Annotated in this window: 7 protein-coding genes; all 7 read right to left on the bottom strand. The window is 40.4% G+C overall.

Annotation, left to right across the window (positions count from 1 at the left end; all coding sequences use genetic code 11):
- Window positions 1–6: 6 nt before the first annotated feature.
- Entirely contained in the window at window positions 7–666 is a 660-nt protein-coding gene (locus tag KXJ59_RS05225) for a hypothetical protein (protein ID WP_295201909.1), read from the bottom strand.
- Window positions 667–715: 49 nt separating this feature from the next.
- Window positions 716–3,337, bottom strand: coding sequence for an OmpA family protein (locus KXJ59_RS05220; RefSeq protein ID WP_295201907.1), 2,622 nt, complete (start codon window positions 3,335–3,337; stop codon window positions 716–718).
- The gene (locus tag KXJ59_RS05215) at window positions 3,322–4,311 is read right to left on the bottom strand and encodes a PorP/SprF family type IX secretion system membrane protein (protein WP_295201905.1); all 990 of its coding nucleotides are present in this window, start codon (window positions 4,309–4,311) and stop codon (window positions 3,322–3,324) included. Before KXJ59_RS05215 ends, KXJ59_RS05220 begins: the two co-directional genes overlap by 16 nt.
- A gap of 28 nt (window positions 4,312–4,339) precedes the next feature.
- Window positions 4,340–6,667, bottom strand: a complete 2,328-nt coding sequence (locus KXJ59_RS05210; RefSeq protein ID WP_295201904.1) for a gliding motility-associated C-terminal domain-containing protein — start codon at window positions 6,665–6,667, stop codon at window positions 4,340–4,342.
- A gap of 140 nt (window positions 6,668–6,807) precedes the next feature.
- Window positions 6,808–8,298 (bottom strand): RNA polymerase factor sigma-54, encoded by a 1,491-nt coding sequence (rpoN, locus tag KXJ59_RS05205; RefSeq protein WP_295201902.1) that lies wholly within the window; start codon window positions 8,296–8,298, stop codon window positions 6,808–6,810.
- Between the two features lie 398 nt (window positions 8,299–8,696).
- Window positions 8,697–9,101 (bottom strand): hypothetical protein, encoded by a 405-nt coding sequence (locus tag KXJ59_RS05200; RefSeq protein WP_295201900.1) that lies wholly within the window; start codon window positions 9,099–9,101, stop codon window positions 8,697–8,699.
- Between the two features lie 97 nt (window positions 9,102–9,198).
- Window positions 9,199–10,416: a DegT/DnrJ/EryC1/StrS family aminotransferase gene (locus tag KXJ59_RS05195; RefSeq protein WP_295201899.1), complete on the bottom strand. Its 1,218-nt coding sequence runs from the start codon at window positions 10,414–10,416 to the stop codon at window positions 9,199–9,201.
- Between the last annotated feature and the right edge of the window lie 89 nt (window positions 10,417–10,505).

The following is a 10,505-nucleotide window of genomic DNA, read 5'->3' as shown; positions in this document are numbered from 1 at the left end:
TGGCATTTACATCACAAAGAAATAAGCACCTAACTGACAACCCGCACCTACCAATAAACCATAATAGATTTCGGCATTCGTATGATCACTCACGAGCAAACGTGAAGTACAGATTAGTCCTGCCAGTATTAAAGCAATGCAGATAAAAAGACCAAAAGGAGCCTGGTAATAATAAGAAAATAAAATGATGGCCATTGCAGCACCACCTGCTGCCATAGCATGCAGGCTGATCTTGATGAAATTATTAAACACCAGTCCTACTGAGGTTGAAATAAATATACCCATAAAGAAAAACTTGAGTACAATAGGCTGGTCTGTAAAATTTCTGCTGAGATAATACATCCACCAATAAAAGAACATGGTGATTACGAAAGGAATGATCCTTTCTTTTTGTGTTCTCAAAAAAATACTCTCACTGAATTTCAGTCGCCACAACAGGAACACTGCAAAAGCCGGGAAAAAAGCCGTGAGCCAGAATAAACCAAACAAACGCATCTTCAACTGCCAGGGAGTAATGCCCGCAAACTCATACGGCACCTGCTGCATTAAAAAGAAGAAAATATACGTAGGAATAAACAAGGGGTGAAAAACATAGGAAATGATTTTCGCAAAAATCACAAGTGGTAATGGTTGTTTATTTTCCTGCATCTCAGCAACATCTTTCATAAACCGGGTTTGAGTGCCAATTCTTTATTTTGACACCGCAAAACTACGATTACTTGCTGACTTTGATAAAATACACCACTGTATTGTTATTGAAATCACTGGAGATATTCACTTCAGTACGTTTATTTTCGCCATCAGTAATAACCATCAATGCCGAATTGGGTGGTGTAATACCCAGACTTTCTGCAAAGAAGATCATTTCGTTTTCACGCTGGTTGCTACTTAGTTTCACATAAAAAGTAACAGGCTTATTGGTACGAAGTAATTGTTTGTACACCACAATCTCTTTGTTATAGATAACAGATAAAGAATCATAATCAAACGATCCGTTATCATATAAGTCAATCCTGACAGAATCTGAAGTGGTATAAACAAATAATGGCTTGCTGGGAATACGCATCTTCATTTCATCCACCAGATTGCTTGCCTTTACTTTTGGCACAAACTCGAGCAGATCACTGATATCCAGTTTTTTCTGCTGTGCCGTGTTATTTTTCGGACCCATCTTTTCTTCAGCAACGGGTTTTTGTTTATTTATAGTGATGGGAGAAGATTTTTTAAGATCAAACTTACCTGACACCTTCTCCTTATTTTCTTCAATACTTTTCTCCTCTTTGGTTTTCTGATTACGGGTTTTCCTTTTAGCCTTTGCTGACTGACTTTCATTTACAGGCTTATTGACAGTCTCTTTTTTCAGCTGAACAGTTTTCAACTCATTGTTTACACTATTGGCTGTATATAGATTACCATCACGCTGTCCATTTTCATCCACTTCATTACCTGAGGGCTGCCAGCGTGGATTTTTTTCAGTGGTTACAATAAGATCTGACCTTCTGTTGGCTATTTGCTCTGCCTTATTGTATGAAGTATCTTCTTTGCAGGCCATCAGGAAATATCTTTTTGCAAAATAATCGGTATTGATTCTGGCAGGGTCAATACCTTTTTTAACCAGATAGGCTTTAACTGATGCAGATCTTCTTTTCGACATATTCACATTTGCTTCCCTCGATCCGATACAATCTGTAAAAGAAGCTACCATGATATTGAGTTCGGGATTCTCTTTTAACTGCCGAACAATATCATCCAGTTTCGGCATATCTATATCCCTGATACGGGCACTCGCAAAATTATAATTTACATGTACCCTTTCAGTAGTAATGGCATCCACAGAATCAACCGGAATTTTTACTGTTACAACCGTATCTCGCTTGATTACTGGCTCTATAACCGCTTTTACTGAACTTGCAGTTGTATCTTTTTTCGGGATTACCGGTGCAACTAATACAGTATCTGTTTTGGGTGAAAAAGGGAGAAGTACGGCATTGAATATCTCCAGACAACAGGAAGAGTTTCTATCTGAGCTGAAATATACCGTATCAGATCCTTTATACTTTTTATAGTACAGATCGTTTTTACCAGAGTTAAGCGGGTGTCCCAGATTGCTGGTACCTGACCACTGATTTTGACCCGGCGCTCCCCTGCTTTTATAAATATCCATTCCACCCATACCCACTGCACCATCCGAACTAAAGTACAGGGTACTATCACTTGCATCAAAAAAAGGCGAAACCTCATCCCTGGTTGTATTAATATTTACACCCGCATTGATGGCGGCACCATCTGGTGTTTTGCCATTCATTTTCACCAACCAGATATCATAATTACCCTTTGTACCTGATTGATCGGAGGAGAAAAAAAGATAGCGTCCGTCTGCTGTTATAAATGGTTGTTTCGACTGATACCCTTTTACATTTACAGGAGCAGGTAATGCAACTGGTTTACCCCATTTTGCAGATACAGAACTGCGCTCCATATAATAAATCTGGAATTGATCTGCCGAACCATTAATTGTTTTCCAGCCTGTGAAATAAAGGGTTAATCCATCACCTGATAATGAAGAAGCACCCATATTCAACTGATCCTCTGCTCCTGAAACCAGTTTTCTTACATAACCATTGGTTTCATTCCCTGTATAAAGACGTACAGGGTATATTTTTTGCTTCCTCACTATCTCATGTCTCGAGCTGGTAAACCAGATAATACTGTCGCTGGTTTTTTCGAGCGCAAAATTGGAACCATCACCGGATACTGTAAGAACAGTTTTTCTAACGCTCGCCCTTGGATTTTCCCTCATCTCCTTCATCACAAAGGAACTGGATGCAATACCCAATCTTGCCATGCTGGCGTACTCATCTTCTTTCCGGTACTGGGTTAAAAAATCGTTGTATGATTTTTGTGCAAGCTGAGGATCACCGCTTGCCAACACTGTATTACCATACCATAACTGCGCCAGTGGAAAACGCTTGTCGTTAAAGTCGAGGTATCGCTTGTATTGCAGTAAAGCTGCTGCACTATTATCATGCAACCTGTAAGATTCTGCCAATTGGTAGGTAACCCTTATTATATCAGCAGGTTTAAATTTTCCGCGACCCCTTACCGGTTGAAATGGGTATACTTTACCGGGTGATGATTTTACCAGTGGACTATCATATAAAACTGCTGCATATAATTTGGCCGCCTGGTAATAATCCTTTGCTTTAAAAGCGGCATCTGCTGTTTTTACTATTTTTTTCGCACGCTGCGCATATAATACCTGCTTACCCGGTATAATGGTGAGTAATGTAATAGCTATAAAAAGGAAACGATATTTAGGGCTTACAATCTTGGGCATACAAACTTAGCGTCAGTGATTTTTCTTCGACCAATAAAACTGATAGATAATTCATATCCTCCATTTCCGGAGGAAGCTGTTTTCATTTTCGACATATTAATATCGTAACTGAATCCAATGGTGAGTCCATTCAGGTGAATACCAATATTAGGTGCTACTGCATCATTTAACCGGTAAGTGGTTCCCAACAGAAAATCAGTGCCCTCCTGTAACTGCATATTAAGTGATAAACCACCCGTAATTTCACTTGCATCTCCCTGTTTCAGTAAAACCGCATGTGGCGTCAGGTCTACCCGGTCGCTCATGCGCATCCTCATACCGCCATGAACTGCATAACGCATTGGGATCTTATTATTATTGCCATTGGCCAGGAACTGATTACGGGGTTGTGTAGGATGATAAATACTCACACCAAAAAAAGCATTCATGGCTTTGTCGGGTTCGGCATCGAAATATACCAGCCCTAAACTTCCGTCCACTGCCGTGGCATTGTTTCTCATGAACTGCTCATTCGACGGAATGGTAGGGTCATAACCAACCAACGGGTTGTATTGGTTACCATATTGAAATTTTCCCGGATCAATACCCCTATTCAACATACCCACCTGGAAACCGCCACTGATAATTTTATACTCGGTTAATCTTGCTTTGTACGAAACCGATAAATAACCATTGTTGTAATAATATCCCCCATCGCCTGTAGTCTGGCTCAATACAGTTAATCCAACTGCAAAAGCATCCGACACAGCCATATCACCAGAAATACCCTTGGTAGTAAAGGGCGAATAAATGGAAGGCCATTGATACCTGTAATTAGCAGTTACCCTGTAATAGCCATCATTTACTCCCGTGAGTGCTGGATTGAGCCATAGCGGATGCGCATAATACTGTGTGAAATGTGCATCCACCTGTGCACTTGTTCTGCTCACCAGCATCAGCGTCACCAAAACAGTCATTAGTAAAATTTTACGCATTCATTTCATGTATTTAATGATACAATAATTATCTGATCAGGTTGAATGAACCTGCTTTTGTTAGTTTACTGCCACTCTGTGTCTTTACCTCCAATGCATAAGAATACCTACCTGCGGGTGATTGATTTCCTTTATATATACCATCCCATCCTTTCTGCTGATCGGTTGCTATAAACAACTCCTGACCCCATTGATTATAAATGACCAATCGCATGGTTGCTATTGTATTTCCATACACAAGGAAAATATCATTTACCCCATCGCCATTGGGCGTAAACACATTCGGCACATAAATCCCATCACCAAAAGGGTTGAGCGTAGTAGCAACGGTTTTCACACTATCACTCGCTTCACAGGCATTTCTTCCAATGGCTTTTATCCATACTTTAATGGTTTGATTGGGATTTAATCCGTTAACGCTATGTGTGAGTCCCTGAAAACCAGATGATGGATCATTATATACAAGTCCGCTATCGGTACTCTGTTTATACCCTACAGCATTGGCCACGGCATTCCATCGAAACCTCACCGAATTGCCGGTTATATTATCTGCCTGAACATCTGGTGCTGCAATTTTTTTCCTGACGATGACGGTTATATTCGCAGCTTTTGCAGCACATAAAGCCGGGCTGGCATTGGCACTCACCATAAATGTTGTATCAGATACAACACTGGCCAGTTTCAGGTATTCAGCCGTAGCAACAGCATTGGGGTTACCTGGAACATACCATTTATAGGTAACGCCGGTTTGAGGCGACTGAATAAATAAAGAATCTGATTCTCCACTACAAACAGAATCTTTCGCAAGTCCTATAGTGAAATCATCCACCACACGACCGAGCAATACTTCTGTTGTATCTTTTACCGAACAGGTTCCGTCAGAAACGGTAACGATATATCGGCCGTTTTGCTTTGCCCAAATGGTTTGTGTTTGTGTGCCATCGTTCCATAAATAAGAACTAAACCCTGCACCTGCATCAAGTTGGGTACTATCAGCACAGAGTTTTACGCTATCGGTCAATGCAGTATTCAGCGAATTAATGGTAATCAGTATACTGTCTTTTGAAATATCAGTTCCAATGGTTCTTGTAACTGTGTATCGGGTGGTTTGTGTTGGTTCAACGGTGATATTTTTTGTGGTTGCACCGGTCGACCATCTATATACCGTATCGGGTTTTGGTGCCGTTGACGAATCTGGATAATAGGCCCAGATACCATCAAACCTTGCCCAGATAACACGCTTCCCTATTTCATCATAGTAGGCATAATTAGGTAATGATGTTCTGGCCATTGCCGGTGGGCTTAATGTTCCTTCTGCCTGAAACTCTGTAAAACCTGCATCTTTGGAGGGATTGAAACGAAATGTTTTATTGGTATTGTTCAAAAAAAGGTTACTGATATAATCGCCTGTTGGCTGAAAACCACCAAAAAGAAAAAACCTTGATTTATCGTAATCATAAGCCAGTGCACCTTCATATTGAATAGATGGATCATTCACCGGTAATATATTCCTGAACTGATATGTATTCAGATCCAGTTCCCACAAATCTTTGAGCCAGCAAAAAATACCGGTAGCAGTTGCCCACGGACTTCCCAAGGCACATGCACCTGTTAATTCACTACCACTATAATTACCCTGACCAGAAAAAAGATAAAGTTTCGAACCATCTTTATTACCCGCTACAATATTGCCACCCTTGGGCGGAACCATATCGATGGCTGGATTGTTTTTTTTCATCTGCCAGGCTGTTCCGCTATGTTCAAATATCCAGCTCTTCACTTGTGCAGAACCATACCCCCCGTAAATACCTGTTTGCTGCAGGAGTGGATTCCAGTATGCAGAAGCACCATAACATTCGTTGTCAGTTACACCTGCACCAATCTGTGTCCAGGTGCCCCCGTTGGCAGGTAATGCATAAATATTATCTCTCCCGCTTCTCCAGCATATTAAACGATTGTTTGTAAAATCATACACAAACTCAGAATAATCGCCTGGCCAGTTGGTTGCCGGTATAATCGTTACTTCATTTTTTTTCAGGTCGTAACGGGTTACTGTTCTGTTGATGATGGAATAGAGATATTGATTCACTTTATCGTATCCAAAAGGCCTGATATTAAACAGTGCCGGATTAATCTGGTTACCTGTAATCAGTTGTTTCCATACGCCCGGCAACAAAGTGTCTTTGGGTAATGGATCACGCAATTGTAATTGAACAGATACGCCTTTACAAATACTGGTATCGGACTGAATAATAAATCGGGTGGTATCTGCAGTATAAGATGCATGCAGACAGGGTTGAGACATGGCCAAAAAAAAGACCATGAATAAAGCAAATAATACATTTCGCTTTTTCACGTGGATGGATATTGAATTTTAGCTGCCCTTGCAGATTAAAATAAAGGTAGAGAAAAGCGCTAAAAACAAATAAGATTATTCACCTGAAATCAGGAAAAATCAGGTATTTCTGAAGATAAAATAAAAAAGTAGGGATATTACTACAACTCTTTTCTCAACCTCGCTACAGGTATATTCAGTTGCTCCCGGTATTTGGCCACAGTTCTTCTGGCGATATTATATCCTTTTTCCTGAAGCATGTCTGTAAGCACTTCATCACTCAATGGCTTATGCTTATCTTCTGCTTCAATGATATCGCTTAATATTTTCTTTACTTCTCTTGTACTTACTTCTTCTCCACTATCTGTACTCAGCGATTCACTAAAGAAAAATTTTAACCGGTACGTACCAAATTCAGTTTGTACAAACTTACTATTGGCTACACGGCTCACTGTTGATATATCCAACCCTGTTAACTCTGCAATATCTTTCAGGATCATCGGGCGCATCGTGGTTTCATCACCGGTAAGAAAAAATTCCTGCTGATGTTGCATGATGGCACTCATCGTTCCAATCAATGTATCCTGCCGTTGTTTGATCATATCAATAAACCATTTGGCAGAATCAATCTTTTGTTTAATAAAGAGTACTGCTTCTTTTTGTCGCTTGTCTTTTTTACTTCCTTTTTCGTACTCTTTCAGCATATCCCTATACCCTTCGCTGATACGCAGATCGGGGGCGTTTTTGGCATTGAGGGTAAGCTCAAGTTTTCCATTATTGTTAAGGATGAAAAAATCGGGAATAATATAACTCTCCGCCTTATTAATCTCACCAATATTGCCGCCTGGTTTGGGATTCAGCTTAATAATCTGATTGATCACATCCCTGATCTGATCATCGTTGAGGTTCAGTCCGCGTTGTATTTTTTCGTAATGCTTTTTGGTAAACTCATCAAAATACTTCGATAGTACCTGAATCGCCAGCTCTACAGATATGCCCTCCGTTAATTTTCTTTTGAGTTGTAATAAAAGGCATTCTTTGAGGTCACGTGCACAAACACCCGGCGGATCAAACTGCTGTATCTGCTGGATGATGGCTTCTATTTCTTTTTCCTCCACTGTTAAGCCCTGCCTGAAAGCGAGGTCATCTGCGATGGAACTGAGTTCACGACGCAGGTAACCATCATCATCAAGACTGCCTACTACCTGTTCCGCAATTTTAAAATTACGTTCATCCAGTTCCAGCATACCCAGCTGGTTCAATACCAGTTCATGAAAACTTGTTTCTACACGAATCGGGATCACTTTCTGGTCATCCATTTCCGGGTAATTGTCATCTTTCATTTTATAATCGGCAATCTCACCATCGTCATCGGTCACATATTCACTGATGTCTACATTATCGTAATCTTCTTCACTGCCGTCACGTTCCATATCATCATCTGCATTACTGTCGAATTCATCTTTTAAGTCATCTCCAAATTCATCAGCATGCCCTTCTTCATCCAGTTCCAATGCCGGATTTTCTTCCAGCTCTTCCTTGATACGCTCTTCGAGATTGGCAGTAGGCACCTGCAACAGTTTCATTAACTGAATCTGCTGTGGCGACAGTTTTTGTAATAATTTTTGTTGCAGTGACTGACTTAACGACATAATACAAACTAAATACAATAATGAACGACTCTGTTTACAGGTAATTCAGCTTTAACATCTATCGATTGTAAAACGCTGTAAATTTACATACAATCAATGCAAGATGTTTGTGAAACGGATTTGTTTGTTTGTGAATTTATTCCTAATTACCTCAATAACTGTAAAAGCACAATTATTGAACAATGCTTTATTGCCAAAACCTCCGATAACAGACAGTATACGTGCTGCGGGTTTTCGCTTGCTGCCAGATGATTACTATAGCAAGAACCTGTCTTTTTTTTGCAAAAAGGAATTACAACTGGAGAAAATCACCAAAGTCCCCTTTCGGTTCCGTTTGGGCAGTCTTGATCATGTAAATATGTTAGAAGGGAAACAGCGTAGTTTTAAGCCTGTTTCTTTCAAGCCGCTGCCATACGATTCTCAGAAGAAATAGATCTATGTTGAATTTGATCTACTAAAGCTTCCAGCAATAATTTCCGGTCTTCTTCCTTCATTTTAACTAAAGGGATACTGTCAGAAAAATAGGTAGACATGTACTTCACCGTAAATTTATCCTTTTCAATCACTATTTTTTTTATGTCGTCCCATACAATCATTTCACGCTCTTTTACATTGTAATTCCCCTGATTCAGGTTCCATTTGATGCCTGATTCATCTACGGTAACAAAACAATTTTTAAGCTTACTGTTTTTATACTGCTTATAAATCCGTTCACCGGTACTGTAAAAAATAAAAAGATGAGCAACCGGAGTCAGCCAGTTTCTCCAGTTATTAATATCAGAGGAGGGCCATAATAATCTCATTACGTTATAAACAATTAAGATTATCAGCAACACCAACCAAAAGTAGAACCAGAAACCAAGTGGTACTGGTTTATAATAAGCAGTGTATGATTTAGGCTCAGGCATAAATGCTATGGCTTGATAATACTTTACGAATCGCTGCTGCCATCTTCTCTCCTTTCTCTTTAATCTGTTCGTCTGTCCACAATAAACTGATGGCAGTAGAAATACACCTGCCCATAATGGCATCACTGGCTGGAAATTGAGTTGTCTGGAGTTGCAGTAAAACCTGCTCCTGCTGTGCGCTTAGTTTATTGAGGCTGGCTGCAGTTTTCAGGTGATCCCATTTGCTGATATAATGCCAGTTATTGGCATACCAGTAAAAATTACCTGCCAGTATTCCCTGCTCTTTCAATTCGCCTACTACTGCTTTTGTAAGGGCTTCTGTTGGCAGGAACCAGCTTAAAAAGCTACAGCTGTCGCCTGCTTCATCCGGCACTTTTCTGAAACTTATTTCTGGTATGGCTTCGAGGTAAACACGCAGTGCTTTATTATTTTTTCTCTGTACAGAAAGAAATGTATCAAGCTTACGGATCTGGGCCAGACCAACAGCCGCATGTAACTCACTGATCCGGAAATTGTATCCCAGATAAGGGTGCAGGTCTGCACCACGGTCAACGCCTTTATGATCATGACCATGATCGGTATAAGCATCTGATTTGATGTACACATCTTCATTATTCGTCATTACCACACCACCTTCACCACAGGTAATGGTTTTTACAAAATCGAAAGAAAATGTTCCTGCATCACCAATGGTTCCCAATGCCTTGCCCTTATAAGTTCCGCCAATACTCTGACAGGCATCTTCGAGTAATATGAGGTTATGCTCTTTACAAATTTGTTTGAGTGCATCCAGATCGGCCATACTACCACACATATGTACAGGCATCACACATTTGGTCTTTGGTGTGATGGCTGCTCTCACCGCCGCCGGATCAAGGGTTAATGTTTCATCAATATCAACCAGCACCGGTATGGCACCCACACTCAGTACCGCTTCGAAACTGGCCACAAAAGTGAAAGAAGGCATGATGACTTCATCTCCCGCACCAATATGCAGAGCTGCCATTGCCGTAGTTAAAGCGGCGGTACCACTTGAAGTAAGCTGAGCATACTTACAACCAAATACTTCTGTAATAGCTTTCTCCAGTTCCTGCGCCTTCCATATTCCTTTTCGGGCCCCGTCAAAACCATAACGCATCAGGATGCCTGTTTCCAGCACATCATTCACTTCTTTTCTTTCTTCGGCACCAAATAATTCAAACCCAGGCATAATATTGATTTAGACTGCAAAAATAGAAAGGAAATCGGAATGTCAGATGTTAGATGGCAGATCGCAGATTTATTTTCACCCCAACCCCT

Origin of the sequence: Sediminibacterium sp. (assembly GCF_019264485.1) — a bacterium.
Lineage (GTDB): Bacteria > Bacteroidota > Bacteroidia > Chitinophagales > Chitinophagaceae > Sediminibacterium.
This window is presented reverse-complemented; position numbering and strand designations above follow the sequence as displayed.